Consider the following 25,266-nt stretch of genomic DNA (forward strand, 5'->3'; position numbering starts at 1 on the left):
AGGTAGAGAAGCACACCCAGTCCAAAGGAAATCAATATCAGGAAGACAAATAAAATTCTGAAAATCGTTGGATCCTTTTCAAAGTAATCCCCAAGGCCGCCACATACGCCGGCAATTTTTCTGTCCGTGTTGGAAAGGTACAATCGCTTCATACAAAGTTATTTATTACGTTTTTCTGAAGGAGAAAAGTGTTTTTTGGACATTTGTGAATAAAAGTTACAAAAGTAATCTAACTGAAAGGTGCTTTTGAGATGGAGCATGCGTGGCTGTATGCCCAGGTGAAGGCTTACAAGTTGACCTCGGATTTAGTTAGTTTTATCGTTTTCAGGATATCATGTCGTCATTTTCCGGGAAAACTGATTGAGAGAAGTACAAAGATCTATCAAAGAATTACGATACTACCTGTGGGTGTCCACGAGTGTTGAGGGTGAGAGGAGGTTTGCCTTAATTTTCATTTTAAGTTGATGCCAGGGATAATTTTAGGATTTTTTTAGGTGTGTAGTTAATACAGTAAGTGTAGAGTTTTTCAACCCCAGCCAATACTCTTTGGATTTTTCTGCACTTGGTGAGTCCCTTTGGAGTTATATAATTTGTGAGCCTTGACTTGTTAGACTGTGTGATTAAATTATAAGATAATAATACTCAGGTGCATGTTTTTGACGAGATTTCATTGCCCTCCTTCACCATAACTACCCCCTCCTCCAGTGGCAGCGCTTGCCCCAGATTTTGGAAACGGGTCCGAAAGAAGGGGCAAACGCTGCCATGTTTTGTTTGATGGGTCGATGGTTTTTACTTAAATTGATCTTTTAGGCCTGATGACAAACTTTTAAGAGGAGAAAATATTTGGCTGGGGGAAGAGGATTCGAACCTCTATTCACGGAGTCAGAGTCCGTTGTCCTGCCATTGAACGATCCCCCAGTGTTCTGTTGAAAAGAATTATTTGATTATCAAATCTACCATCAACAGAAAGTCTCGTCAAGGCATTTTAGTGGAGAGATTCTATCCAGTTGACAATGGCTGCTGCAACTGTTTCCCAACCTGGTTCGGCTATTAGCATATGGGAGTGGTGAGGGAATTCTATGTAGGTTGAGACATTCCTGTATCTTTCGTGTATTTTTCTGACTAGGGCAGGAGGGGTTAGTCGATCTTCAGATCCCACAATGGTTAGAGCAGGACACGTGACTTTGTTTTTGTCGACATAGGTACTTTTTTTGAAATCTAGGAACCACAAAGCAATTTGAGCAACAACTTTGGGTGATTCGTAGGTAAATTTGCTAAACGCCTTCACCTGATCTTCTCGAGGTAGTAGGTGCAAAGAGGAGTACACCGCACCCTCGAAGTTTGGTTTAAGTGGTTTATTTAAGGAAATAAGTCGGGGTTTGTTGAGCCAGAGTAATTTGAAGATAGAGGTTGAGATGTGGAATGTGCCCCATGGAGGTGCAGGGGAAATGAGCACTATAGCTTTTGCCCTGTTTCGCTCAGCTAACATCTGGGCTAAAAGCCCCCCCATTGAATGGCCTATTATAATGGGTTTTTCGTTTAAAAGTGATAGTGTTTTTTCCACGTCTTCTAGGTAATCCTCTATCGTTGTTTTCACGAGCCTTTCGTCGGGAGGCTGATCCCACGTTTTATCATGGAATCTTAGGTATGGGGTTAAGCAGATGAAACCCTTTTTCTCAAAGTACGTTTTAAATTTTTCCCAACACCAAGGACCAACAAACATACCGTGGATCATTACAACTACGGGTCTGGCGGAAACTGAGGGTTTATCTTTGCCGAGTGCGTCACTGAGCAGGTAATTGAGGAATAGAAAGGAGAGTAGGAGGGGGTAAAGATGTCGTAATGTGGTTTTTGTTATTGGGTATCCTTTTGTTGACATCTCTATATTTAACCACTAAATATCACACGTAGGTGAAAACGGAAAGGAGGATATTCATGTTTGCGGTGATCATGGCTGGTGGAAAAGGTTCCAGATTCTGGCCCCGAAGTAGGAACCGACTGCCAAAACATCTGCTCGACATATACGGTGACAGAACATTGATTCAGGAAACCGTTGAAAGGGTGCTTCCGCTCGTAGGTAGGGAAAACATACTGGTCATAACGAGCATTCAACATGCTGAGGAGTTACGAAAACAACTGCCCAAAATCCCAGAAACGAACATTTTTGTCGAACCTTTGGGTCGTAATACTGCGCCCTGTATTGGAGTGGCGGCTTTAATGGTAAAAAGGCTAACAGAGGACGATGTTATGATTGTTCTTCCTTCAGATCATATTGTCAAAAATGTGCATGAGTTTAGACGGGTGGTGGAAGTGGCTGCCAAAATGGCCACACAGGGAGATTATCTGATTACCATAGGTATAACCCCGACGGGGCCTGAAACCGGTTATGGTTACATTAAGATGGGAACTGTAATGACCATAATAGATGACGAACCCATCTTCAGTGTGGAAGCAATGATTGAAAAGCCTTCAATTGAAAGAGCGCGCGTATTAATTAAGGAAGGTGGTTATTACTGGAACAGTGGGATGTTTGTATGGAGGGTGTCCACTATAATGAGGGCAATAGAGCGATATCTTCCACGGCTGTATGAAGGATTGGCACACTTGGAGCGAAACAGGAAGGCGTGGAAGGACATAGAAATTCTTACGGAAGTTTACAGGCGATTTCCTAATATTTCCATAGATTATGGTGTGATGGAGAAGGCGGAAAACATCCTTCTTCTGAGAGGCAATTTTGGATGGTCCGATGTGGGAAGTTGGGATGCCCTTTATCAGATATCCGAACGGGATGAGAACGGTATTGTGACCAGAGATGTAAAAAAGTTGATAGCTATAAATGCGAGAAATTGCTATGCTTATAGCCCTCAAAAGCTCGTGTCTTTTGTTGATGTTGAGGATTTGATAGTGGTTGATACAGACGATGCCCTTCTTGTTTGTCGTCGTGGATTTTCACAGGATGTAAGAAAAGTTGTGGAAACCCTCGAATTAGAGGGGGAGAGTGATTTTCTTTGAGTTCGGAGATGTGTGAATGGGTGTAAGATCAACAGGTAAACTAATTTTGGCTTCAGCGTCGCCACGCCGTATAGAACTGCTGAGTCTTTTAGGTCTTGTATTTGACGTTGTACCCAGTTCTATTGAGGAAACTTATTATTCCCATGAAGCGCCACAAGATTACGTTTTACGTTTGGCAGAAGTGAAGGCAAGGGTTGTAGCATCAAGATATCCAGAGGCATGGGTTTTAGCAGCGGACACTATCGTTATAATTGATGGTGAAGTTTTGGGTAAACCAAAGAAGCGGGATGAAGCTGAAGCGATGTTGAGAAAGCTCAGTGGCCGGACGCATGAGGTGTATACTGGGTTTAATTTGAGTAGCGTAAGGGAAGGTACGAACGTGAGTCGTTATGTTAGATCGTTGGTTACTTTTAGGAATCTAAGTGATGATGAGATTTTTTGGTACACAAGAACGGATGAACCGTACGATAAGGCTGGTGCGTATGCGGTGCAAGGGAAGGGAGCCTTTTTTATAAAGGAAATTCAAGGATCTTATACAAATGTCATGGGATTGCCTCTCTGTGAGGTTGTGGAAGTGATGAAAGATAAGGGGATAATTCAATTTTGCTAAGCGAGGGGGTTTTTTGAAAACCGAGGTCATACAGAAAAATATCCTTATCATAAGGGAAAATATTGCAAGAGCGGCGGAAAATGTTGGAAGGGATCCTTCTAGTGTGCGCCTCATGGCTGTAACCAAAACGGTAGATGTGGAGAAAATAAAAGTGGCGATTGAAATGGGTGTGGATATTATTGGGGAAAATTACGTCCAGGAGGCCAGAAGGAAGATAGAAGTTTTAGGAAAGGGGATTGAATGGCATCTGATAGGGCATCTTCAGACGAACAAGGCGAAGTATGCGGTTAAATTGTTCGATATGATTCATTCTGTTGACCGGGTTGAGATTGCCGATGAACTTGACAGGAGGGCGGAATTGGCGGGGGTTAAGGTAGATGTACTTATAGAGGTGAATCTTAGTGGAGAGGCCACTAAATATGGTGTTTCGGAAGATATGCTCGTACCCCTTGTGAATTATGTGGCTTCAAAGAAAAACCTTCGTCTGAAAGGGCTGATGACGATGGCACCTTGGACGGAGGATCCAGAAAATTCTCGTCCTTTTTTTGCGAGGTTGCGTCACCTAAGGGATGAAGTGGCAAGGATGAACATCCCAGGTGTTTCCATGGAGGAATTATCTATGGGCATGACGGATGATTATCGTGTTGCCGTTGAAGAGGGCGCGACGATTGTGAGGATTGGCAGGGCAATTTTTGGTGAAAGAAAGTAAAGGAGGAAAGATGTTTTTGAAGCAGATGCAAGTGGGTCATATGGCGGTTTTTGCGTATATTATAGGAGATGAAGTTACAGGGGATGCTCTTGTTGTTGATCCAGCAGCGGAAGTTTCTGAAATCGTAGCTGTAGCGCGCAGGAATAATTTGTTAATCAAATACATTGTGAATACCCATGGTCATGTGGACCACATTTCGGGAAATGATGAAATGAAGAGGTTGACCGGTGCCCAGATTATTATTCATGAGAGAGATGCCGATATGCTAGTTTCCATACCTGCGCTTTATCTTCGTCTTTTTGGGGCTAAGAAATCCCCTCCGGCAGACTATTTAGTGAGAGAGGGGGATATAATAAAGGTAGGTAGGGTGGAGTTGCGTGTTATTCATACACCTGGACATTCACCGGGTAGTATGTGTCTTTTAGGAGACGGTTTTGTAATTACTGGTGATACGTTGTTTGTTGGGTCTGTTGGTCGAACGGATTTGCCAGGTGGGTCTTGGTCACTTCTAAATAGCTCGTTAAAAGAGAAATTGTCAGTTCTGCCTGATGAAACTAAGGTACTACCGGGACACAATTATGGACCTACACCAACTTCAACAATAGGTTGGGAAAAAAGATTCAATCCTTTTATGAAAACTAATTGATATGGTGGACTCTATGGATGAAGTGTTAATGATGACGGATTTCCCACATTTAAAAAAGAAAGGTTCAGGTAAGGTGCGTGATCTCTATGAAGTGGATTCTCATCTTTTGATTGTAGCTACTGATCGTATCTCGGCATTTGATGTGGTCATGCCCAACCCCATTCCTGGTAAGGGACGTATACTAACAGAGATGTCGGCTTTCTGGTTTAAAAGGATGGAAGATATTGTAGAGCATCACTTGATAACCACGGATGTGGATCTCTTCCCAAACCCTTGCAGACCATACCGGGAGATTCTCAGAGGTCGTAGTATGCTTGTTAAGAAAGCAGTTCCGCTGCCTGTGGAATTCATTGTCAGAGGTTACCTCGCTGGTTCCGGCTGGAAAGATTATCTTAGGTACGGTTCCATATCAGGAGTAAAATTGCCTCCTGGTTTGAAGGAGTCAGCTAAGCTACCTGAACCTATTCTGACGCCAACGACAAAGGCACAGGAAGGTCAGCACGACGTCCCCATCACAAAAGACGAGATGGTAGCCATGATTGGTATTGAAATAGCTGAAATTATAGAGAGCAAGGCGTTAGAGATATACAAACGAGCAGCTGCGTATGCAGAAAAGGCAGGCATCATCGTGGCCGATACAAAGATGGAATTTGGGCTCTTTGAAGGGCGTGTTATTCTTATTGATGAGTTGCTAACCCCTGATTCGTCTCGTTTTTGGTCAGTGGAGACTTATGAAGAGGGCCGTCCTCAAGTGAGTTTTGATAAACAATACTTGAGAGATTACCTTCTTTCTCTCTCCTGGGACCAGAGGCCGCCGGCGCCTGAACTTCCCCTGGAAGTGATCAGGAAGACAGCGGAAAAGTACAGGGAGGTGCTTCATAGGTTGTTGTCGTTGTAGTTTTATACTAGAGAGTGGTAACCTTGACACTCTTATTTATGAGTATTAAGTATATAAATCCTTCCAAAAAAGCTATTTGTTTTGATTTGTGTGAGGGTGTTATTTTCGCGTTTAGTTGGGATTTTCAAAAAACGCTATAGTAAAGACAGGGTGATGCAGGATCTTCCCGATTATCGGGAGAAACAGAAGATATTATACACGGACAAGGGAAATATTGATCTCTGGATAAAATACGGTGATGCTTTTTTTGAAGCAGGGAGGGTATGTGATGCCCTTGATTTCTATCGCCGTGCTGATTATCAACCTGGTTTGAAACGTGTAATGGAGTCCGCTATCCAGGAAGGAGATGTCATGCTTTTTCAACAGGTATTAGATAGTTTGAGGCGCGAAGGTACGAAGGAGGAGTGGGATAGAATTGCGAGACGAGCATTTGAGCTTGGAAAGTATTCATTCAGCCGCTATGCCTGCATGAAAACTAACAATACAGAGCTTCTGAGTTTGTTTGAGGTTAAAACAAAAACTCCTGTGAACAGTGCGCTGTAAATTATCATGGCCAAACGCTGTTATTACGAAATACTCGGTGTTGATAGGAATGCCTCACTGGAAGAAATAAAGAAGAGTTACCGTCGCCTGGCAATGCAGTTCCATCCCGATAGAAACCCAGGTGATAAGGAGGCTGAAGAGCGTTTCAAAGAGGCTGCCGAGGCGTATGAGGTTCTTAGCGATCCTGAGAAGAGGGAGATTTATGATAGGTATGGTCATGAAGGTTTGAGTAGTACTGGCTATCGAGGATTTTCGGGATTTGAGGATATATTTGCCAGTTTCAGCGATATATTCAGCGATATTTTTGGTTTTCGTGACACTAAAACCCGTTCTCGTACAGCGGCAAAGGCGGGAGCTGATCTACGTTATGACCTGAAGATCACGTTTATGGAAGCGGCTTTTGGTGTTACGAAGGAGATTGAAGTTCAAAAGCTAGAGAAGTGCCGTATTTGTGACGGGACGGGGGCGGCTCCTGGAACTTTCCCCGATGTATGTCCCCGTTGCCATGGTCGTGGTCAGATAACTCAGACGAGTGGTTTCTTCAGTATAAGTACAACATGTTACTACTGTCATGGGCAGGGAAGTATAATTGTGAATCCATGTCGGACGTGCAAAGGTACGGGGAAGGAAAGGATTTCTAAAAGGGTTCAAGTACGTGTGCCTCCGGGAGTTGATACGGGTTCACGCCTCAGGTTACGCGGTGAGGGGGAGAGAGGGGAATACGGCGGGCCGGATGGTGATCTTTATGTGTTCATTCATGTGGAGGATCATGAATTCTTTAAACGAATTGATGATGATGTTTACTGCCGTGTGCCTATCACGTTTGTCCAAGCGGCTCTTGGAGGAACAATAGAGGTTCCTACTCTGACAGGTTCGGAGAAGATTAAAATTCCTAGGGGGACTCAAAGTGGAAAGATTTTCCGTTTGAAGGGAAAAGGATTTCCCCGTTTGAGAGGTTATGGGCGGGGGGATCAGATTATCGAAACTTACGTTGTTGTGCCCACTAACCTCACGAAGAGACAGGAAGAACTACTAAGGGAGTTTGCTAGCCTCAGTGAAGAATCACCCTCCAGTTCTTGATGTCTCTTTGAAATGATAAGCGTTGTTAACGGTTGGAGTGGTTTGATTGTGATTAAACTCACAGAATGACAAAAGGAGGATATACGATGAGGAGAGGCTTTGGACTTTTCATAGGCCTGTTTTTTTTGTTGGGGGGTGTTATTGGTTGTGCTGCTGTTGCGGTGGGCACAGGAATAGTAGGTAGTGGTTTGGGGACTTATTATTACGTTAAAGGGGAGCTAAGGACCGACTATTACGCTAGCTTCGAAAAAGTGTGGGAGGCTACGGAGAAAACAGTGGCAGTGATGGGAGGTATAGACGTTGTTCCGGAAAAGAGGATCGGTTATGGTTCTATCAGTTCAACTATAAGTGGTGAAAAAGTGGTATTTAAAGTAAACTATAAAGACAAAAACGTAACCACCGTCGGAGTTCGCGTTGGTGCTTTTGGGGATGAGAGGGCTGCCAAGAGACTTCACGGAAAAATATCTGATTTCTTGAGGGAGTGATTGTTTGCCAAGGGTCTCTTCTGCTCTCATTAAAGCATCGATCTGTGGTTTACTGCTATTTTTTTCGGCCACCCGCAGTGTTGCATTCACAATTCCCATCTTTGATCTACCCAAGGATTTACATTTATGTGGGGAGAGGGTCCCTCTGGAACGACCCGACGTGTGGGAGCAACTTGATCAGGCTTTTATATCTTCCATATACAATACAAGTCAGGTGATATTATGGATCAAAAGGGCGAACCGTTACTTTCCTTATGTTGAGAAACGGTTGAAAGAACGAAGTTTGCCTGATGATCTCAAGTATGTACTCGTTGTGGAGAGTTCTTTTAAGACCTATGCGATTTCATCGGCAAAGGCTGTGGGACCCTGGCAGTTTGTTTTGCCTACAGCTAAAAAGTATGGGCTCCGTGTGGATGCGTGGATTGACGAGCGTTACAATTTTGAAAAAGCTACCGAAGCGGCACTCAATTATTTAAGCGATCTGTATCAGATGTATGGTAACTGGAGTCTTGCCATTGCGGCATACAATTGTGGAGAACACAAAGTATCAGATAGGGTTAAGCTCCAGCAAACTACCAGTTTTTATGACACAGATTTACCTCTGGAAACTGAGGCCTACATATTTAGAATTTTGGCGGCAAAGATAATACTCACTCATCCTGAGGCTTATGGTTATAGGGTGCCTGTGCATAAAAAATACCCAGTTCAAACCTTCGATGAAGTAGAGATAAATTTGTCTCATAAAACGCCGGTAGTTCTTATTGCCCGAGCGGCAGGAACGACTTATAAGATGGTAAAGGAGATGAATCCGGAAATTCTCAAAGATGAACTTCCTCCAGGTACATTCAAACTTCGGATCCCGAAGGGTAAAGGTCTCCAGTTTCATGACAAGTTGTCCCAAGAGCTCACTAGTAATAAGTTAAGAAAATAGATTTCATCAGAAAAGTTTTGTTGTGGCAAAAATTAAAGTTGGAATCAGTGCCTGTCTTGTTGGGAAGAAAGTTCGTTACGATGGGAGCCACCATTGGGATACGTACATAACTACCGTTTTGGGTAGGTTTTTTGATTGGGTTCCCGTTTGTCCAGAGGTAGAATATGGATTAACGGTCCCCCGTGAACCGATGCGTTTGGAAGGAGATCCAGAATGCCCGCATTTAGTTACAGTCTACACTCGCATTGAACACACGGAGGGGATGAAGCGTTGGGCCGCGGAAAGGATAAATGAATTAGCAGAAGAGGATATATGTGGCTTTGTTTTCAAAAGTGGATCACCAAGCTCTGGGCTTAGGAACGTAAAAGTTTACGGTCCTTCAGGTAGGTATGTTAAGGCAGGCATTGGCGTATTTGCTCGCGTTATTGTGGATAATTTTCGTTTTCTACCCTTAGAGGAAGATATTGGTCTTCATGATCCCGAATCTGTAGAAGGTTTTATAAGGCGTGTCCAAGTGTATCATCGATGGAAATCTCTACAGGTTGAACGGGGAGAGTTAAAAGAGTTTCACGATAAACACAGACTATTGATAATGGCGCACAGTCCGCACCACCTGCATAAGCTGGATGAACTTGTCAATGAACCGGGATTGCACATTGATGAAAAGCTAAACCTCTATTTTCCAATCTTAATGGAGGGTTTATCTTTAAAAGCTACAAGGAGAAAACATGGAAAAGTTTTATTAAGTGCTTTCAACCGCCTGAAAATCTTTTTAAACGAGGCGCAGGCGAAAGATATCCTTTTGTGCATTGAAGGTTACCGAAAGAAATTATATCCTTTGATCGTTCCACGTGCAGTGGTTGCCCATTATGCGAGAATATTCGGTGTAAATGATCTTCTGACGCAGGTTTACTTTAATGTTTCGGCAGAGGGGGGCGTATATGAATCTTAGGATACAAGAGAACTGTGAAGGTATCAATTGGGATGAGGTTAGGGAATGCTTAAAAAGAGCTGGTTTGGGATATCATCGTCCTGAGTCTCATCAAAAAGCCTTTGAAAACAGTTACGCTGTAGTTTTTGTTTTTTACGGTGAATCACTCGTGGGATTGGGGAGGGCCATCTCCGATGGTGTATATCAGGCGGCTATTTACGATGTTGCAGTTGTACCGGAATTCCAGGGACGGGGCATTGGAACAGAGATTATGGAACGGATTTTAAAAAAAATAAGTCATTGTAATGTTATACTCTACGCAAACATAGGCAAAGAAGGGTTCTACACCCGTTGGGGGTTTCGTCCGTTGAGGACAGCTATGGCGAGATTTTTACGTCCCGAAATTATGGAGCAAAAGGGTTTTATAGGTTAATGGGAAACTGGTTATCGTGTCAAAAGGACAGCACAGGGGCTGTGGCGAATCACATAGGAAGTAGTGCTACCCCCTAAAAGTTCTCTTAGGCGGTTGTGCCCATAAGCTCCCATAATTAGTAATTCCACAGATCCTTCGTGAAGGAAGTTAACGATTTCTTTTTCTTCTTTACCTCTCAGCACAATGGTTTCGTTATCAACATTGAGGTCTTCAAGATACCGCTCAATCTTTGATGATAGTTCATAAGCCCAACTATCGTTGTTACTAACGATAATTGTGGTTAAAGGCCAGGATCCCTTCTCAGATAAAAATGCAGCAATTTTAAGGGCATGATCAGCCGGTGGGCTTCCGTCGTATGCGAGGGCTATGCTTTCAATTTCTATAAAATTTTTGGGTGTAACCATCACGGGTTTTCCCGCTTTGCGCACAACATATTCCGTGGTTGATCCTACAATGCCTCCTATGGTTACGTGAGAGTGTTCCCCCCTTTTGGCCATAACAATTAAGTCTGTAGATTTTGCCTCTTCAATGATGGTTTCACCAACAATTCCGTATACCTTTTTTGTGACAAATGATAGACCTGAATCGTAGCAGCGATCCTCGAAAGATTTAAGAATGTTATCTGCCTTCTTTTCCAGTTCTCTTTCTATGGCAGGAAACAAGTCTGCACAGGGGGGTAGGCCGATAGGTCCTGTAACATCTGTAATTATGGGTCCCTGTATCAAACGGAGGTCTAACACATGGATGCCAACTAAGGACGCTTTTAGTTTTTTTGCCACATAAATTCCGTAGTCTATGGCTGTTCTTCCATGTTCAGATCCATCGGTAGGAATAAGAATAGTTTTTATCATTTCCTGGGAATCTCTTTCTGAGGTTCATCCTCTATGTTGAAGTTATTAAGATCCCTGAGAAGGTTGTCTGCAAGGGCGTTTCGTTCCCTAATCTCCTCCTCATCAGGGTCTTTTGGGTAATTGTTAAGCTCGGTGGCTTTGATTTCGTTTCCCTGTTCATCAAAACAACGAAATGATCCAACCAGTTTGCCCTTCCGGTATAAAGCTTGCTCTTTTATACGTCCGTTTTTGTAGAAGGCCACGTACTCACCATCTCTGCGATCATTTATGAAGGACCCCTTTTCTTTAAGCTGGCCATTTTTGTAGTACGATACATAGTCTCCGTGGAATTTGCCATTTACGAAATGTTCTTCCTCTTTTAACTGGCCATTTTTGTAATAAAGACGGTATGTGCCATCAAGTAAGCCATCCTCGTTGTAATATTCCTCTTCCCTGATCTGTCCATTTTCATAGTAGCTTACATACGGACCAACGAGCCTATCATTTTTAAAAAAGCCTTTTTCTCTAAGTTTGCCGTCGGGATAGTAAGATTCAGCCTCACCCTCTTTCAAACCATTGCGAAAGAAAAGTTTAACCATGATCTGACCGTTTCCGTAATAAGAATTGTACTCACCTTCCCGTTTGCCGTTTAGGGTAAAGAAACGTTCAACGAGTTGCCCTTTCTCGTTGTATGTAAGATGTTCTTTCAGTTTGGCTTCTGTAATAACCTAGCTAACCTCCTTATTTTATTAAGGTTGAATCATTATGACTGTAACTCTTTTGCTTGTCAATCTTCATTTTTCCTAAAATGTATAACTACATCGGTTCAGAGAAGGAGATGGATCTCTTAGGCAGAAGAAAGCTATGGTAGATGAGGCGTACACAACCAGTGAATAACATATTTTCTGCCTCGTCTTGCCAAATTACGAGAAGACCTGTGAGAACCCATGATAGATTAATTATCGCCTTAAAGAGTAACAAGTGCTGATTTTCTGATGTTTTTGGGTTTCACTGCTATAAGGGTGAATATGTTCTCCATGGATATTTGTCATCGGATGTACACGCAACAGGTGGTATAAAATCAGACATAGTGAAGGATCTTTAAGGTTCTACCGACGGAATATCCGTTTGGTAAGATGGATAGATTGTCCTATATGATTCAGTGGTTCTGTGTTAATGGGCTTGCCTGTATATTTTTTGCCCGTATGGTCCCATATAGCAGCCCTGAATCAATATGTTTGTTTTTCATGTCGAGTTTAAATTTGTGTTTGATATTATCCCCCCGTGATGCCACCTGTGAGGAAGGATTTTTATGGTTTTCCTTTCAGAATTATTTGAAATTGCTTTTTCGCCTTCACCTTTTGGGAAGGGTGACTTTACAGCAGCTTTCACCAACCGTTTGGTAGTCATATAGGATTTGTCTTTTACTGTTTTATTCGCTTTCACGTAACCACAAAGTTGCAAAAAGTTGTTGAACAGTTATCACCGTATTGAAAAAGGGCTGACTCTGAGGGAGAAGACGCATAATATATTGTGAGTGTAAGTGAGAATGATTTTTTAAACTGCTCCGTCTACTGGTGTAAATGCGCGAAGAGGAGCGGATCGAAGTGCGGGAAAATAAATTTAGAAAAGATTACGGGTTACTATAAAGTCTCGACGGCGAGGTGATGTATCGTGGGCAGTTATCTTGTTTGATCACAGAAGAAATGATCGATCCTATGGATTACCCAAGTTGTCTCTTAGGGATAGATCGTCATCTTGGTTTAATATGGTCGAATTCCCACCTGTTCGGATCCTCTTTAAGTCGGAGAATGTACTTGCCTACGTTTCAGGTTTAATTACAGGTACTGAGATCTTTTGAAGCAGCTGGAGGGTGAAAGTGAAATGTTCTTTGCGGTGAGAGGCATGGAACCTTGCCGCAATTTGTTTTTTTGGTGTCCCATCATTTGCACTTTTTGTTGATTTTGTGCGAAGTAATGTCCTTCTAGTGTTGTATGGGTGGGATTTTATTATAAAGATGGGCAACTTATCACAAATGTCTTTTCAATAGTACGTAAGTTGCACCTGCGCCTCCATCACAAGAACGGGCACTTGCAAAGGCGAATACCCATTTTTTCCAAGGCCCACTGGTAAGCCATTCGACTACCTTTCTTTTCAGTATGGGTTCACCCGGTGATGAAAGTCCGCGTCCGTGAATGATAAGAACACCGAATTCGCCCCTTTTTATTACGCTGCGCATGAAGTTGTCGAATGCTTCTTTAGCTCTGTTCACCGTTAGACCATGGAGGTCAATGTGGGATTTTATGGAAAACTCACCCATGTGAAGGCGCCTTGCGTATTCTGCATGAACGTTTTTCCCGGTACCTTCTATATATTCAGGTGTTAAGGAAACAATAAAACCTTCACCTGTTTCCACTAATCTTTTTAGCTTTTCCATAACCTCTTTGCTCTCGTCCTTTTTTACCAAGAGTGGTGGACATTTTCGTTGGGTGATGACAATCTTTTCTTTGTCCCGTGTTATTGGTTTTACATCAACCATGGCGTTACGAAATATTTCAGCTTCCTGTTGTTGATCGGAGACCTCAATATCTTCCCTGTGTGTTAATGCGGGATCCGTCTGGGATGTTCGCCTTATAATTGGAAGTGGGAGTTTGGCGAAAGGTTTGAACAGGAGCTGGTTGTCATCCCGAATATTACCGCGAGAACAATGCCTCTTCATGTTTTAGTCCCTCCCGAGCAGTTCCATTTTTCCCATACCAATATGGGTGTAATTGCCTATGTGTGTCTTCGTGCCGCATTCCAAGAGGGGTATAAAAAGAGCCGGAACGTGACCGTAAGTAATTACTCCTACGATGCCCCTTTCTTTGCCTGTGCCGAGAGGTTGGTGAGCAAAATGTAAATCACTAGATATAGTAAAGGCTCGTCGGGCAGCAGCGCGGAGGTTGCTCAGGTCTAATGGAATTTCTCCGGTCCCGAAGGTTCTAAATAGAGATCCTAGTCTTTTAAACACAACGGCTATCAGTTTTTCAAATGGTAATTCCCTTTTTATTTCATTTGTAAAGAGAGGTGTTCTGAATTTTACTGCGACTCTATTGAAAGATGTTTCGCGGACTTGTTGGAAAGAGCGAAGAAATTCCTTTTTTAGATCAATCCATATGTCGCCTTCGATGTTTTTTCCCTTGAGGAGCACGTCAGAGGCACAACTTTCGTATTGCACATCGACCACCACAAAGCGAGCTTTATCTCCATTTGGATTTTTACCTGCACCTATGTATCCCATCTCTTCCACTACCTTAGCGAAGTGGGTGAATGATTCATTTGCTTTTCCGAATAGTATCAGTTTTATGAAAAATAGTGATTCTTTTGAGATAATGCCGTTCGGTGTTTCTGGAGGTTCTAGAACAAACGGTAGGGGATCTTCATTGAAACGTTTTTTGCTGCGGTTTTCTTGAACAAATTGAGGGAAGAGACAGCGTCTATTTATGGAGCAGATTTTGCAGTTTTTTTCTCTTGTGGCGCATACCACCTTTTTCAGAGCTGGTATGAATATTCTTATGAACTCGTAGCCAGGCCATGTACGAAAGTGAGCCTCGTCGATAAACCGGCATTTGAAAAGGTAACTTCCGTATAGCATAGCATTCAGGGTTTTTGCTCTGTTTTTAGAATTTTTTTTCGGAATACGATGAAGTAGAGAATGACATTAATGATGGCTGCTGCGCTGCCTAGCAGTATTTGGTGGAACCTTGTAAGTCCAGTGGGGTATATGATGGAAGTGAGATAATGGTTTATAAAGTCAGTGTTGTATGTGTTAAGTCCTGCTTTATACCTGAGCGTGTTTTCCCACACGGTTAACGGACAAATCCATCCTGTAAGTTCAACGGTGACGCCCCAGATCAGCGCTGGAATGTGCAGCCATATCCACCAACGGCTGTATAGAGCGAGTAAGCTTCCCAGGAGTACAAATAAGATGTATAGTGCATGTAAGACGAGTAAAGTATTCGCAAGGAACGTGTATAATGAAACTGTGTAAGCATCCATACATCTGCCTTATGTGTACTTCTTATGTATTTACAAAATAATACATTGCAAAGGAAGTCAAAGCAACACATAAATATAAATAGGTTAAATCAGTGGCGATGAGTATTGAGGTGAATTAGGTTTAATGAATCTATTCGATTACTGGGGAATTTTTGCAAATATTTACGATGAGGGTGCGGATTACGTTGTAGGAAAGGAGCTTAGACTTTCGATTTATCAAAGGTTATCTCAGCGAAGGGAATTGGGAGTTGTGCTTGATCTGGGTTGTGGAACTGGTTACTATACTTCAGCGATTGTCAATAATAGTGAATTCGTGGTAGCATCAGATCTTTCTTTCCCCATGCTCCAGGTGGCGAGGAAGCGTTTTAACGAGGGGGAAGGGATTTTTTTCTGCATATTGAATGCTTCTAGAACCCCTTTTAAAGATTCTCAGTTTGACACAGTTATAGCTGCAAATTTGTTGAATACAGTTCAGAATCCCATAGAGGTCTTAAATGAATGTTACCGCATTCTTCGGCCTGGGGGATGGTTCATAGTAATTGTGTATACAGATTTTGGAATGGTGCTTTCAGCGAGAGTTGAGACGGCCTTACGTTATATGAATGTGTTTGGTCTTCCACCTCCATGGGGTTTGAGAAACTTTAAGCCTGAAGTATTAGAAGGAATGGTTAAAGCTTCAGGTTTTCTGGTGGATGATTTAGTGCTCCTGGGAAAAGGGCCATTTGGGATTTTTGTAGAGGCGAGAAAACATGTTTGATTTACTTTGAAGAAGATGTATGGAGCTTAAGTGTAAATCATAATTATTTGACCTCGTAACTCTTTTTAGTTATGGAAGGCCCATGATTTTTCAACCGGATACGAGCAGGGTTGCCATAATAGGTCCAGGAAGATTGGGGACGGCTTTTGCGTATAAGTTTGGGAGGGATAACAAAAGGGTAACTGTCTATTATCCTGGTGCCGAAGTTTGTCGGGCAATTAACAGGGAACGTCTTAATCCTAAACATCTGACCCAAGATCTTGCCAGAATATTGGGAGGAATGGATAAAGTTCCCCGCCTATCTCCCAAAGTGCAAGCTACAAATGATTTGGAAAGAGTGATCGAAGACAACGATCTTGTAATATTAGCTGTGACTATGGACAGGTTGCCAGAGGTGCTGAATTACATAAGACCTATATTGGCAAGGAAGATCGGAGTTACATGTTTTATATCACCTATAAAAGGGTTGGCTTCTGATGAAATAACGAGGGAGCTCATCACCCCATCACAGTTGATTCACCATTACCTTGGTGACATGCGATCAAAGTATGAGCTCGTCTGTATTGGTGGACCTTTCTTTGATATCGATATCGCTTTGGGTCGTCCTGTGTGTGTGACAGTGGCTGGAAAGAGATCTGTTGCAATGATGATTCGCGAGGAACTGATACGTTTCAATCGTCGTGAACTGAGTTCCTACTATAATTTTGATGTTGTTGGTGTGGAAGCGTGTGGTTCACTTAAGAACATCGTCGCTAATATAAAGGGTTTGTCAGATTGCCTGGATCTGGGTGATTCTATTCCAGGGACAATATTTGCAAGGGCGGGGGTAGAGATAAGATCTCTTTCCATGATTTTGGGAGGAAGTTTCCAGGCTTTCCAGAGTCAAGCAGGTGTAGGTGATATGTATGTTACCGTTTCATCATTCGCGAGCAAGAATTACAGGTACGGTAGGTTTTTCTATGAACTTTACAATGGGAATCCCATTGAAACTCACCTGAAGGTACTGGAGAGGATTGATGGTACGCCGGAGGGTCCCAATACTATCAGGAACGTACATAGATTTCTCGAAAAGAAAAACATGTACAGTCCCCTTTTTAAGTGTGCTTATAGGTTGTTTAATGAGGGTGGAAATAAGAGGGACATGAGAGAAATGATCATTGAAGCTTGCCAGTTTGACAGAAGAGTTAAAGAGTTTGTGGGGCCTTTTTCCCGGTTGATGTACCGTTTAATGCCGAATTTCTGGTATCGGAGGGACAAGGGGTTCTTGGCCCATTTAAAAACGTGATCATTTAAAAAAGACTTGACACATCTTTTTTTTTCTGTGCTAAAGTGGTTTTATGTCAAAAATGTATTCTACGGGTTTCAGCTTTAAACGCTGGTGGTGGCGGGTAGATAAAGTCTGCCCATAGCCAAAGAGTATCTAAAAAAGGTCATGGGCAGGCGAGGGAAGCCTCCCGTGACCACTGGAGGTTTAAAGGCCATGGGAGGTTCCCATGGTTTTTCTTTTATTAATTAAATTGGTGGAAGGAGAGAAAGAAAATGGAACAGACAAAAGTTACACTGGCAGATTCAGAGATCCCCAGGCAATGGTACAACATACTTCCTGATCTTCCCACCCCTTTGAGACCTCCCTTACATCCCGTGACAGGTGAACCTGTTAAGGCAGAGGATCTAGCAGCTGTTTTCCCCATGAATCTTATTGAACAGGAAGTGAGTAACCAAAGGTGGATAGATATACCTGAAGAGGTTCTTGGAAAATACCTGATTTGGCGACCAACACCACTTTACAGGGCGCGGAATTTCGAAAAGCTTTTGGATGCACCTGTGAGAATTTACTACAAACACGAAGGTTTAAGCCCCGCAGGTTCCCATAAGCCAAACACTGCGATAGCTCAGGCGTACTACAATAAAGTGTTTGGCATTAAACGACTTTCAACGGAGACTGGTGCCGGTCAATGGGGCAGTGCCCTGAGTATGGCTTGCAGTATGTTTGGTTTGGAGTGCAGGGTTTTCATGGTTAGAGTGAGTTATGATCAGAAACCATATCGAAGAATTATGATGGAGACCTGGGGGGCGGAGTGTATACCAAGTCCCAGTGAGCTAACCATGGCGGGTAGAAAGGTTCTTGCAGAGAATCCCAACTCACCCGGAAGTCTTGGTATTGCCATAAGTGAAGCAATCGAAGATGCTTTGACGCATGAAAATGCCCGATACTCTCTTGGAAGTGTTCTGAATCATGTTTTGCTCCACCAAACGATCATTGGTCTGGAAGCTCAAAAGCAGTTGAGGGCTATTGGAGAGTATCCTGATGTGGTTTTGGGATGTGCTGGAGGGGGGAGTAATTTTGCGGGGATTGCTCTGCCGTTTGTCAGGGAAAAAATAGAGGGAAAGGATGTGAGGATCGTCGGTGCGGAACCGACTTCCTGTCCCACGATGACCCGCGGACCTTTCGCCTATGATTTTGGTGATCTAGCGAAGATGACCCCTCTACTTCCCATGCATACACTGGGCCACGATTTTGTGCCCCCACCCATTCATGCTGGAGGATTACGTTATCACGGGATGGCTCCTATAATAAGCCATCTCATTGAGGAAAAACTGATTGAAGCACGGGCTTTTGATCAGATTGAAACATTCGAGGCAGGCGTCAAATGGGCCAGAGCGGAGGGATTCATTCCAGCCCCAGAAACAAATCATGTGATAGCCGCTGTTGTGGAAGAGGCTCGAAGGGCCAAAGAGGAAGGGAAGGAGAAGGTCATTCTGTTCAACTGGAGTGGTCATGGTTTGGTAGATTTAGCCGCGTATGAAGCTTATCTAGCTGGAAGACTTCAGCCTTATGATCTCCCAGAAGAGGAAATTGAAAGGGCGCTTAAAGCAATTGCCGATCTGCCAAAACCGTAATTTATTAATAGGCCAAGGTGGTGGACCGTCATGGGGAAACCCTTGACGGTCCAATGTTTTTGTCCTACGCTTTATTTTAATGAAGGAGTTTCATGTGTTCGACAATCTGGAAACAAGATGTCCCCGTTTGGGGCATGTAGTTAAGTTTTGCTATTGTCGTCAGGAGGGGGGGATGCTACCTTGCACCCGGGTGATTCAATGTTGGCAGGGTATTTTCCCGGTTACGAATTACCTGGAAAATTTAATGGACAGAGAAAAACTCGAAGTTTTTCTAAACGTCAGACCTAAAGAAAAAATTGTCAGTATTTTGGAGATTGTGGAAAGTGTAAGGAAAAGATACAATGACGAAAAGGGATAATGAGAAGAAGGATAGTTTAGTGAGTCCCCTTGCCGATAGGATGCGACCAAGGACACTTTCGGAATTTGTCGGTCAGGTTCACCTCGTCGGAGAGGAAGCTATCCTGCGTAAAGCCATTGCAGAGAAACACATTTTTTCCATGATTTTTTGGGGTCCTCCAGGTTCGGGGAAAACCACGCTGGCCTACTTGTTAGCAAAGGAGTTCGATGCTGAATTTTTGAGTTTCTCTGCGGTTCTTTCCGGTATGAGGGACATAAGAAATGTCGTGGAAACAGCGGAGCGAATAAAGCAGGAGCAGAAAAGGAAAACCATTCTTTTTGTTGATGAAATTCATCGCTTCAATAAAGTTCAGCAAGATGCTTTTCTTCCCCATGTTGAAAGGGGTCTTATCACTCTCGTGGGAGCTACAACAGAAAATCCTTCCTTTGAAGTAATAGCTCCCTTACTTTCACGGTGTCGTGTGCTTGTTCTTTATCCATTAACGGAGGAAGAGTTAAAACTGATAGTTTGTAGGGCTTTGGCGGATCGAGAGAGGGGATTGGGCAATCAACATTTGAGTATAGATGAGGAAGCCCTTCGTTTTTTGGTGGTCCAGTCGGCGGGCGATGCTAGGGTGGCACTCAACGTGCTTGAAACCGCTGCCTCGCTGGCCAAGGATGGAATTATAAGCCTCTCCTGTGTGGAAAGAGCCCTTCAAAAAAGGGCGCTTCTTTACGATAAGTGCGGAGAGGAGCATTATAATCTAATATCGGCTTTCCACAAGAGTCTCCGGGGAAGTGATCCCGATGCGGCTCTCTACTGGTTGGTGAGGATGCTCGAAGCAGGTGAAGACCCTTTTTACATAGCTAGGAGAATGGTCCGCTTTGCCTCTGAGGATGTGGGTAACGCAGACCCTCGGGCGCTAACGGTTGCCATTGACGCCATGGAAGCTTTCCGGTTTCTCGGACATCCCGAGGGAGAATTGGCCCTTGCTCAGGCAGCTGTATACCTTGCCACTGCTCCGAAGAGTAACGCGGTGTATATAGCGTATGAGAGAGCAAAAAACTTTGTCAAGAGGACCGGCTATTTGTCTGTACCGCACCATTTACGTAACGCCCCTACACTTCTGCTTAAGCAACTTGGCTACGGTGAGGGTTACATGTATCCTCATGATTATGAAGAGGCATGTGTGCCTCAGGATTACCTTCCCGAGGGAATAGATTCGAAAGAACTTCCCTTTTATGTACCGACCGATCGTGGATACGAGAAGATCATTAAGGAGAGGCTTGTCTATTGGCGGGAATTAAAATCAAAGCTTAGAAGACTGAAGAAGATAAAATAGAAGACGGGGGAGATGTTTAACATCCCCCCTCCAGGAGGTAAAGATTGGAAAATCAGTTGGCATATTGCTTTCTCTTACTTCCAATTGCATTTTCTGTGCCTGAAACCCCAATTCAGAACCATTTGAAATTTTAGTTTTTTTGATTTTGCTCCATGTGTAGTATTCAAATACAGGTAATAAATGTCGAAAGAGATCACACTTTTGTCGGAAGTGTTAAATCGTTCGCTGTACTGAAAAAGAAAGTTGGTCTTTGTCGATTATGGATACAATTAGGATTAACCATGGAAAAAGATTGAGTAAAAGACCCTTTCTTCCTCCTTTTGCTGTGGCAGTGGTATTTCTGGTTTTCATCGGCCTTATTGTAGTTATGGGTGTGATGAACATTCAACGGATAGACAAAGCCCTTACTGAATTTGTGGAAGAAAGGGCGCTCAGCATAGCTGGTATTGTACAGAATCTAGCTCAGGAGAATCTTAATAACCTCGTTCAGGCTTCCAGGATCGAACGGGAGAGTTCTACTCCACGGAAAGGTGTGGATGTTTTCTCCCCAAAACAACTGTTAGTTACGGCTCTTTTTAACATTGGACGGGAAGTGGATAATCATTGGAGAAAGGAGAAGCTTGATGAGGGTTACCTAAACCGGTATGCCAGTGAAAGGGGTATTTTTTTGATTGCTATATTCGATCGGAAGGGTAGAGTTGTCATTCAGAGCAGAGAGTTGTCGAAAGAGTATCTCAAAGGTGCCCACCCCACTTTGGTGGAATCGGGTAAACTTAGCATGACGCTGATTGAATACTTAGGGGCAACTCAGAGGATAGGGTTTGTTGCTCTCAAGCGGAAAGATGGAAGTGGGACAGTGGTTATCGCCCTTGATCCAGAGGGTTTAAGGTTCTGGGGCATAAAGGTATCAGTTGAGAAAGCTATTTCTGAATTGGGGGAAAGTTCAGGTCAGGGACTTTACTATTTTGTGGTTATTGATCAGAAGGGAAAATTAATCAGTGCATCGGGAAGTGTGCCGGGACCCTGGCATCCTGAGGACCTTCAGGTAAGCGAAGTGATGGCAGGGTTACGTAGGATTGATAGCAGGAAGGTAATCTACCTCGGCAAGCCAATTTTTGATGTGGTAGTTCCCCTATACCTAAATGGACAGATTGCCGGAGTTGTGCGAATGGGTCTGGATAGGGAGGATACAGAAAAGATACTGGAGGATAATAAGAAAAACATCTTTGCCAATATGGGGATCATCACGCTAATAGCTTTTGTTTCTCTCTGGTTTCTCTATCATACTCAGAACAAGCACCTGGAGAGCATTGTGGCGATGGAGCGACAACTGGAGAAGGCAGAACGCCTTTCAGCTTTAGGTCAGCTTGCTGCTGGTTTGGCACATGAGATACGCAATCCTTTGAACGCAATAAGTATGGCGACACAGAGGTTGAAGAGGGAGTTTATGGGTGGAGATGAATTAAAAAACAAAGAGATTCAAGAATTGCTCTTCGTTGTACGGGATGAAATAAGACGCTTGAATGGTATAGTTGAAGAGTTTCTTAGTTTTTCTAGGAGTCGGCGTTTGGAGTTCAGAGAGTTTCCGTTAGCTGAGCTTTTGCAGAAGATAGTGAATCTTATGAGTGAGGAAGCGGCGGTTAGAGGTATTGTATTGAAAACCAAATGGGAGGATGATTTTTACATACCAATGGATGTTGATAAATTGCAACAAGCTTTTCTGAATTTCATAAAAAATTCTATCGAATCTATGAGTGATGGGGGAGAGGTTTCTCTTGAAATTGCACGGGAAAGGAAAGGATGGGTGACGGTCCGAATAGCTGACACAGGTTGTGGTATAAGTCCGGAAGAGTTAGAAAAGATTTTCAGTCCTGAGTATACTACTAAGGATAAGGGTTTCGGATTAGGTCTTTGTCTTGCTCATGAGATAGTTCGTGGGCATGGGGGTGAAATTCGGGTGACAAGTGAGAAGGGTAAAGGATCTATCTTTGAGATACACTTGCCTGAAGAAAAGGTCAATTTAACAGCATCCAGTGGCTGAGGATGGTTTGTTATGAAGAATCTTGACATTTTAATCGTGGAAGATGGTAAATCGCAGAGACAGATGCTACGAGATTTCCTTAGCAGAGAAGGATATAGAGTCAGGGAAGCTGAGAACGGTGAGGCTGGAATTGATGCTGTGCGGACCGGGTACTTCGATGTAGTTCTTTTGGACTACAAAATGCCCGGTATGGATGGCATGGAGGTCTTAAAAAGGGTAAAGGAAATAAATCCTGAGGTAGACGTGGTGATTATAACTGCTTATGGCACTGTGGAGACAGCGGTGGAAGCTATGAAAGCAGGTGCTGTGGATTATATAACGAAGCCTATCGATTTTGATGAACTTCTTATCGTTTTGGAGCGTTTAGCAGAGAGGCGGACGCTTATAAGAGAGAATGAAATTTTGAAAAAGGAGCTTCAGGAGAAACGGGTTACTACAGATCAGATAATTACCCGCAACCCCAGAATGGAAGCTCTTATAAACCTAGCAGGGAGAATAGCAGCCAGTAAGACTACTGTTCTTATTCAGGGTGAAAGTGGAACGGGGAAGGAGCTATTCGCGCGTTTGATTCACCATCTGAGCCCTAGGTCCAGCAAGCCGATGTTTGTCGTTAACTGTGCGGCTCTGCATGAGAATCTGCTGGAAAGTGAGCTTTTTGGGCATGAGAGGGGTGCTTTTACAGGCGCGATATCGAGGCGCATTGGTCGTTTCGAGGAAGCTAATGGAAGCACGATATTTCTAGACGAGGTAGCTGAGTTGACGCCATCGGTTCAGGTCAAACTACTTCGTTTTCTGCAGACGCGTGAATTTCAAAGGTTAGGGGGAAATGCCGTTATATACTCTGATGTTAGAATAATCAGTGCAACGAATTGCAATCTGGAGGAAATGGTTAAAGAAGGAAGGTTCAGGGAGGATTTGTATTACCGGTTAAACGTTGTTCAGTTTAACATACCCCCCCTCAGGGAGAGGAAGGAAGACATACCTCTGCTAATCGATTATTTCATAAAGCGCTATGCATGGGAAAATCGAAAAAACGTGGTGGGAATCAGTGCAGAGGCACAGGATCTTCTCATAAAGTATGATTATCCTGGTAACGTGAGAGAATTAGAGAACATTATCGAACGCGCTGTGGTAATAACGAGGGATCCTGTGATTTCCGTTGAGGATCTACCTTTTAGTGAGGAGATGATCTTCGGTGGAGAAGCAGCAAAAAGGTCGGAAAGTTTTTTGCGTAATTCTTTGGAGGATCTGGAGAGACGCTTGATTCTGGACGCCATGGAGAAGACAAATTATCATCAAACAAGGGCGGCGGAAATTCTTGGCATAAGTGAGCGGATGCTTCGTTATAAACTGAAAAAATACGGTTTAAAAGGTTCTTAAGGTTTGATTTTTTATGCGGTTGGCAATGGCTCTGGCAGCTAGTATACCGCTTGCCGAAGCCTGAAGTAGTCCTCTTGTTATCCCTGCTCCGTCACCTGCGAGGAAGAGGTTCTTTATCCTTGTTTCCATTTCCTTTGAAACCTCTATGCGGTTGGAATAGAATTTTACTTCCACACCGTAGAGAAGCGTGTGCCTGGAAAACACGCCAGGTACGAGTTTGTCCATTGCCTGAAGCATTTCAATTATACTTTGTAGATGCCTGTAAGGTAGTACAAAACTCAGGTCACCGGGTGTAGCAGTTTTAAGCGTTGGTCTTGTCAAACAGCGGTCTATCCTGGTCTGTGTTGATCTTCTTCCTGCAAGGAGATCACCTAGACGCTGTACTATTACGCCTCCGCCTAATAGATTCGCAAGGCCCGCTATGTAGCGTCCATAGGCAATGGGATCTCGGAAGGGTTCCGTAAAGTTACTGCTTACCAGTATGGCAAAATTGCTGTTTTCAGCTTTTTTTTCCGCATAACTGTGTCCATTTACGGTAACGATGCCGTTGTTCTCTTCTGTGACAACTTCACCATAAGGATTCATGCAGAAGGTTCTCACTTTGTCATCGAAGGTTTTCGAGTAATAGATGAGTTTTGGTTCGTATATTGTGTCAGTGATACGCTTCAAGATCGCAGCGGGAACTTCCACCCGGATGCCTATATCCACTGGGCTTATTGTCATTTTGAGACCCAATTTCTGTGCTTCATTCTTCATCCAATTTGCCCCTACCCTTCCAGGGGCAACCACAACAAAACGTCCTGTTACCACTTCGCCATTTGAAAGCTTAACGCCTTTTATTCTGCCGTTTTCGGGTAAAAGTTCTCTGATCTGCGATTCCATTCTAATTTCCACTTTATCGTCGAGGTAATGGCGGATGTTCTTCAGAACCAGTCTACAATTTTCCGTGCCGATATGTCTTATTGTAGTAGGGATAAAATCTAAACCTGCCATGTTGGCCTGATCGCTTATTTCTTCCAAGTCTGTGGGTGAACCGCGGAATGTCCTTTCTGGGGCTCCGTAATTGACGTATATCTTGTCCGTTTTGTCGAGAAGTTCCATTAAATCCTTTTCCGGAACGTAATCTGATAAGTACCCCCCTACCTGTGTAGAGATGTTCAGTTTTCCATCGCTGAATGCACCAGCCCCACCCCACCCACAAAGCACATCTTTTGGATCGGTCCGGGCTCTTTTCTCTAAGTCCTTTCCCTGATCAAAGAGAATGATATTCTCAATCCCTTCTTCGACGAGTGTAAGGGCGGAAAATATCCCCGCGGGTCCACAGCCTACTATTATGACATTGTAGTCCATTTAATTACCGTC

Annotated in this window: 26 protein-coding genes and 1 tRNA gene; 19 read left to right on the forward strand and 8 right to left on the reverse strand. The window is 43.4% G+C overall.

Annotation, left to right across the window (positions count from 1 at the left end; translation table 11 throughout):
* Positions 1-251: 251 nt before the first annotated feature.
* Complete coding sequence (locus tag N2317_05305; GenBank protein MCX7816907.1) at positions 252-425, forward strand: hypothetical protein; 174 nt, start codon at positions 252-254, stop codon at positions 423-425.
* 419 nt (positions 426-844) lie between these two features.
* On the opposite strand, the gene N2317_05310 is transcribed toward N2317_05305, so the two are convergent.
* Positions 845-918, reverse strand: a tRNA-Gln gene (locus N2317_05310).
* Positions 919-985: 67 nt separating this feature from the next.
* Positions 986-1,879 (reverse strand): alpha/beta hydrolase, encoded by an 894-nt coding sequence (locus N2317_05315; GenBank protein MCX7816908.1) that lies wholly within the window; start codon positions 1,877-1,879, stop codon positions 986-988.
* A 56-nt stretch (positions 1,880-1,935) separates the two neighbouring features.
* Between N2317_05315 and N2317_05320 the strand changes: the two genes are divergently transcribed.
* The 11 genes from N2317_05320 to N2317_05370 all read left to right on the forward strand — a co-directional run bounded on the left by N2317_05320 (position 1,936) and on the right by N2317_05370 (position 10,278).
* Positions 1,936-3,012 (forward strand): sugar phosphate nucleotidyltransferase, encoded by a 1,077-nt coding sequence (locus N2317_05320; protein ID MCX7816909.1) that lies wholly within the window; start codon positions 1,936-1,938, stop codon positions 3,010-3,012.
* Between the two features lie 16 nt (positions 3,013-3,028).
* Positions 3,029-3,622: a Maf family protein gene (locus N2317_05325; protein ID MCX7816910.1), complete on the forward strand. Its 594-nt coding sequence runs from the start codon at positions 3,029-3,031 to the stop codon at positions 3,620-3,622.
* 13 nt (positions 3,623-3,635) lie between these two features.
* Positions 3,636-4,331, forward strand: a complete 696-nt coding sequence (locus tag N2317_05330; GenBank protein ID MCX7816911.1) for a YggS family pyridoxal phosphate-dependent enzyme — start codon at positions 3,636-3,638, stop codon at positions 4,329-4,331.
* A gap of 10 nt (positions 4,332-4,341) precedes the next feature.
* Positions 4,342-4,977, forward strand: coding sequence for an MBL fold metallo-hydrolase (locus N2317_05335; GenBank protein MCX7816912.1), 636 nt, complete (start codon positions 4,342-4,344; stop codon positions 4,975-4,977).
* Between the two features lie 13 nt (positions 4,978-4,990).
* Complete coding sequence (locus tag N2317_05340) at positions 4,991-5,875, forward strand: phosphoribosylaminoimidazolesuccinocarboxamide synthase (protein MCX7816913.1); 885 nt, start codon at positions 4,991-4,993, stop codon at positions 5,873-5,875.
* Between the two features lie 96 nt (positions 5,876-5,971).
* Positions 5,972-6,418, forward strand: a complete 447-nt coding sequence (locus N2317_05345) for a hypothetical protein (protein MCX7816914.1) — start codon at positions 5,972-5,974, stop codon at positions 6,416-6,418.
* A gap of 6 nt (positions 6,419-6,424) precedes the next feature.
* The gene (dnaJ, locus tag N2317_05350) at positions 6,425-7,498 is read left to right on the forward strand and encodes a molecular chaperone DnaJ (protein MCX7816915.1); all 1,074 of its coding nucleotides are present in this window, start codon (positions 6,425-6,427) and stop codon (positions 7,496-7,498) included.
* A gap of 86 nt (positions 7,499-7,584) precedes the next feature.
* Positions 7,585-7,983, forward strand: a complete 399-nt coding sequence (locus tag N2317_05355; GenBank protein MCX7816916.1) for a DUF3568 domain-containing protein — start codon at positions 7,585-7,587, stop codon at positions 7,981-7,983.
* Positions 7,984-8,251: 268 nt separating this feature from the next.
* Positions 8,252-8,914 carry a lytic transglycosylase domain-containing protein gene (locus N2317_05360; protein MCX7816917.1) on the forward strand — a complete coding sequence of 221 codons (663 nt, stop codon included), beginning with the start codon at positions 8,252-8,254 and terminating at the stop codon, positions 8,912-8,914.
* A gap of 22 nt (positions 8,915-8,936) precedes the next feature.
* Positions 8,937-9,866 carry a DUF523 and DUF1722 domain-containing protein gene (locus N2317_05365; GenBank protein ID MCX7816918.1) on the forward strand — a complete coding sequence of 310 codons (930 nt, stop codon included), beginning with the start codon at positions 8,937-8,939 and terminating at the stop codon, positions 9,864-9,866.
* A complete protein-coding gene (locus tag N2317_05370; protein MCX7816919.1) occupies positions 9,856-10,278 on the forward strand; it encodes a GNAT family N-acetyltransferase in 423 nt (140 codons plus the stop codon). The genes N2317_05365 and N2317_05370 overlap by 11 nt, the downstream gene beginning before the upstream one ends.
* 11 nt (positions 10,279-10,289) lie before the next feature.
* On the opposite strand, the gene N2317_05375 is transcribed toward N2317_05370, so the two are convergent.
* The 5 genes from N2317_05375 to N2317_05395 form a co-directional block, all read right to left on the reverse strand.
* Positions 10,290-11,129, reverse strand: a complete 840-nt coding sequence (locus tag N2317_05375; protein MCX7816920.1) for a universal stress protein — start codon at positions 11,127-11,129, stop codon at positions 10,290-10,292.
* Positions 11,126-11,818 (reverse strand): toxin-antitoxin system YwqK family antitoxin, encoded by a 693-nt coding sequence (locus tag N2317_05380; GenBank protein ID MCX7816921.1) that lies wholly within the window; start codon positions 11,816-11,818, stop codon positions 11,126-11,128. Before N2317_05380 ends, N2317_05375 begins: the two co-directional genes overlap by 4 nt.
* A gap of 1,319 nt (positions 11,819-13,137) precedes the next feature.
* A complete protein-coding gene (locus N2317_05385) occupies positions 13,138-13,827 on the reverse strand; it encodes a Smr/MutS family protein (GenBank protein ID MCX7816922.1) in 690 nt (229 codons plus the stop codon).
* A 3-nt stretch (positions 13,828-13,830) separates the two neighbouring features.
* Positions 13,831-14,742 carry a CRISPR system precrRNA processing endoribonuclease RAMP protein Cas6 gene (cas6, locus tag N2317_05390; protein ID MCX7816923.1) on the reverse strand — a complete coding sequence of 304 codons (912 nt, stop codon included), beginning with the start codon at positions 14,740-14,742 and terminating at the stop codon, positions 13,831-13,833.
* A 5-nt stretch (positions 14,743-14,747) separates the two neighbouring features.
* A complete protein-coding gene (locus N2317_05395) occupies positions 14,748-15,146 on the reverse strand; it encodes a DUF2784 domain-containing protein (GenBank protein MCX7816924.1) in 399 nt (132 codons plus the stop codon).
* Between the two features lie 124 nt (positions 15,147-15,270).
* On the opposite strand from N2317_05395, the gene N2317_05400 reads away from it, so the two are divergent.
* The 7 genes from N2317_05400 (at position 15,271) to N2317_05430 (ending at position 23,904) form a co-directional block, all read left to right on the forward strand.
* Complete coding sequence (locus N2317_05400) at positions 15,271-15,903, forward strand: class I SAM-dependent methyltransferase (GenBank protein MCX7816925.1); 633 nt, start codon at positions 15,271-15,273, stop codon at positions 15,901-15,903.
* An 82-nt stretch (positions 15,904-15,985) separates the two neighbouring features.
* Complete coding sequence (locus tag N2317_05405; GenBank protein ID MCX7816926.1) at positions 15,986-17,188, forward strand: NAD(P)-binding domain-containing protein; 1,203 nt, start codon at positions 15,986-15,988, stop codon at positions 17,186-17,188.
* Positions 17,189-17,442: 254 nt separating this feature from the next.
* Positions 17,443-18,804, forward strand: coding sequence for a TrpB-like pyridoxal phosphate-dependent enzyme (locus tag N2317_05410; GenBank protein ID MCX7816927.1), 1,362 nt, complete (start codon positions 17,443-17,445; stop codon positions 18,802-18,804).
* Positions 18,805-18,898: 94 nt separating this feature from the next.
* Positions 18,899-19,162 (forward strand): hypothetical protein, encoded by a 264-nt coding sequence (locus N2317_05415; GenBank protein MCX7816928.1) that lies wholly within the window; start codon positions 18,899-18,901, stop codon positions 19,160-19,162.
* Positions 19,146-20,483, forward strand: a complete 1,338-nt coding sequence (locus N2317_05420) for a replication-associated recombination protein A (GenBank protein ID MCX7816929.1) — start codon at positions 19,146-19,148, stop codon at positions 20,481-20,483. The genes N2317_05415 and N2317_05420 overlap by 17 nt, the downstream gene beginning before the upstream one ends.
* A gap of 259 nt (positions 20,484-20,742) precedes the next feature.
* Complete coding sequence (locus N2317_05425) at positions 20,743-22,524, forward strand: ATP-binding protein (GenBank protein ID MCX7816930.1); 1,782 nt, start codon at positions 20,743-20,745, stop codon at positions 22,522-22,524.
* A 12-nt stretch (positions 22,525-22,536) separates the two neighbouring features.
* A complete protein-coding gene (locus N2317_05430) occupies positions 22,537-23,904 on the forward strand; it encodes a sigma-54 dependent transcriptional regulator (GenBank protein ID MCX7816931.1) in 1,368 nt (455 codons plus the stop codon).
* Here N2317_05430 and N2317_05435 read toward each other — a convergent pair.
* Positions 23,890-25,254, reverse strand: a complete 1,365-nt coding sequence (locus tag N2317_05435) for an FAD-dependent oxidoreductase (protein MCX7816932.1) — start codon at positions 25,252-25,254, stop codon at positions 23,890-23,892. The two genes, N2317_05430 and N2317_05435, sit on opposite strands and share 15 nt — an antisense overlap.
* Positions 25,255-25,266: the final 12 nt, after the last annotated feature.

It is taken from the genome of Syntrophales bacterium (assembly GCA_026417625.1).
Classification (GTDB): domain Bacteria; phylum Desulfobacterota; class Syntrophia; order Syntrophales; family UBA8958; genus JAOACW01.

Excerpts from the sequence above, each read along its gene's own strand:
- N2317_05315 (MCX7816908.1), bottom strand. The coding sequence starts at position 1,879 with ATGTCAACAAAAGGATACCCAATAACAAAAACCACATTACGACATCTT.
- N2317_05400 (MCX7816925.1), top strand. The coding sequence starts at position 15,271 with ATGAATCTATTCGATTACTGGGGAATTTTTGCAAATATTTACGATGAG.
- N2317_05405 (MCX7816926.1), top strand. The coding sequence starts at position 15,986 with ATGATTTTTCAACCGGATACGAGCAGGGTTGCCATAATAGGTCCAGGA.
- N2317_05395 (MCX7816924.1), bottom strand. The coding sequence starts at position 15,146 with ATGGATGCTTACACAGTTTCATTATACACGTTCCTTGCGAATACTTTA.
- N2317_05340 (MCX7816913.1), top strand. The coding sequence starts at position 4,991 with ATGGATGAAGTGTTAATGATGACGGATTTCCCACATTTAAAAAAGAAA.
- N2317_05355 (MCX7816916.1), top strand. The coding sequence starts at position 7,585 with ATGAGGAGAGGCTTTGGACTTTTCATAGGCCTGTTTTTTTTGTTGGGG.
- N2317_05335 (MCX7816912.1), top strand. The coding sequence starts at position 4,342 with ATGTTTTTGAAGCAGATGCAAGTGGGTCATATGGCGGTTTTTGCGTAT.
- N2317_05370 (MCX7816919.1), top strand. The coding sequence starts at position 9,856 with ATGAATCTTAGGATACAAGAGAACTGTGAAGGTATCAATTGGGATGAG.
- N2317_05420 (MCX7816929.1), top strand. The coding sequence starts at position 19,146 with ATGACGAAAAGGGATAATGAGAAGAAGGATAGTTTAGTGAGTCCCCTT.
- N2317_05430 (MCX7816931.1), top strand. The coding sequence starts at position 22,537 with ATGAAGAATCTTGACATTTTAATCGTGGAAGATGGTAAATCGCAGAGA.
- N2317_05435 (MCX7816932.1), bottom strand. The coding sequence starts at position 25,254 with ATGGACTACAATGTCATAATAGTAGGCTGTGGACCCGCGGGGATATTT.
- N2317_05410 (MCX7816927.1), top strand. The coding sequence starts at position 17,443 with ATGGAACAGACAAAAGTTACACTGGCAGATTCAGAGATCCCCAGGCAA.
- N2317_05425 (MCX7816930.1), top strand. The coding sequence starts at position 20,743 with ATGGATACAATTAGGATTAACCATGGAAAAAGATTGAGTAAAAGACCC.
- dnaJ (MCX7816915.1), top strand. The coding sequence starts at position 6,425 with ATGGCCAAACGCTGTTATTACGAAATACTCGGTGTTGATAGGAATGCC.
- N2317_05325 (MCX7816910.1), top strand. The coding sequence starts at position 3,029 with ATGGGTGTAAGATCAACAGGTAAACTAATTTTGGCTTCAGCGTCGCCA.
- N2317_05385 (MCX7816922.1), bottom strand. The coding sequence starts at position 13,827 with ATGAAGAGGCATTGTTCTCGCGGTAATATTCGGGATGACAACCAGCTC.
- N2317_05375 (MCX7816920.1), bottom strand. The coding sequence starts at position 11,129 with ATGATAAAAACTATTCTTATTCCTACCGATGGATCTGAACATGGAAGA.
- N2317_05305 (MCX7816907.1), top strand. The coding sequence starts at position 252 with ATGGAGCATGCGTGGCTGTATGCCCAGGTGAAGGCTTACAAGTTGACC.
- cas6 (MCX7816923.1), bottom strand. The coding sequence starts at position 14,742 with ATGCTATACGGAAGTTACCTTTTCAAATGCCGGTTTATCGACGAGGCT.
- N2317_05320 (MCX7816909.1), top strand. The coding sequence starts at position 1,936 with ATGTTTGCGGTGATCATGGCTGGTGGAAAAGGTTCCAGATTCTGGCCC.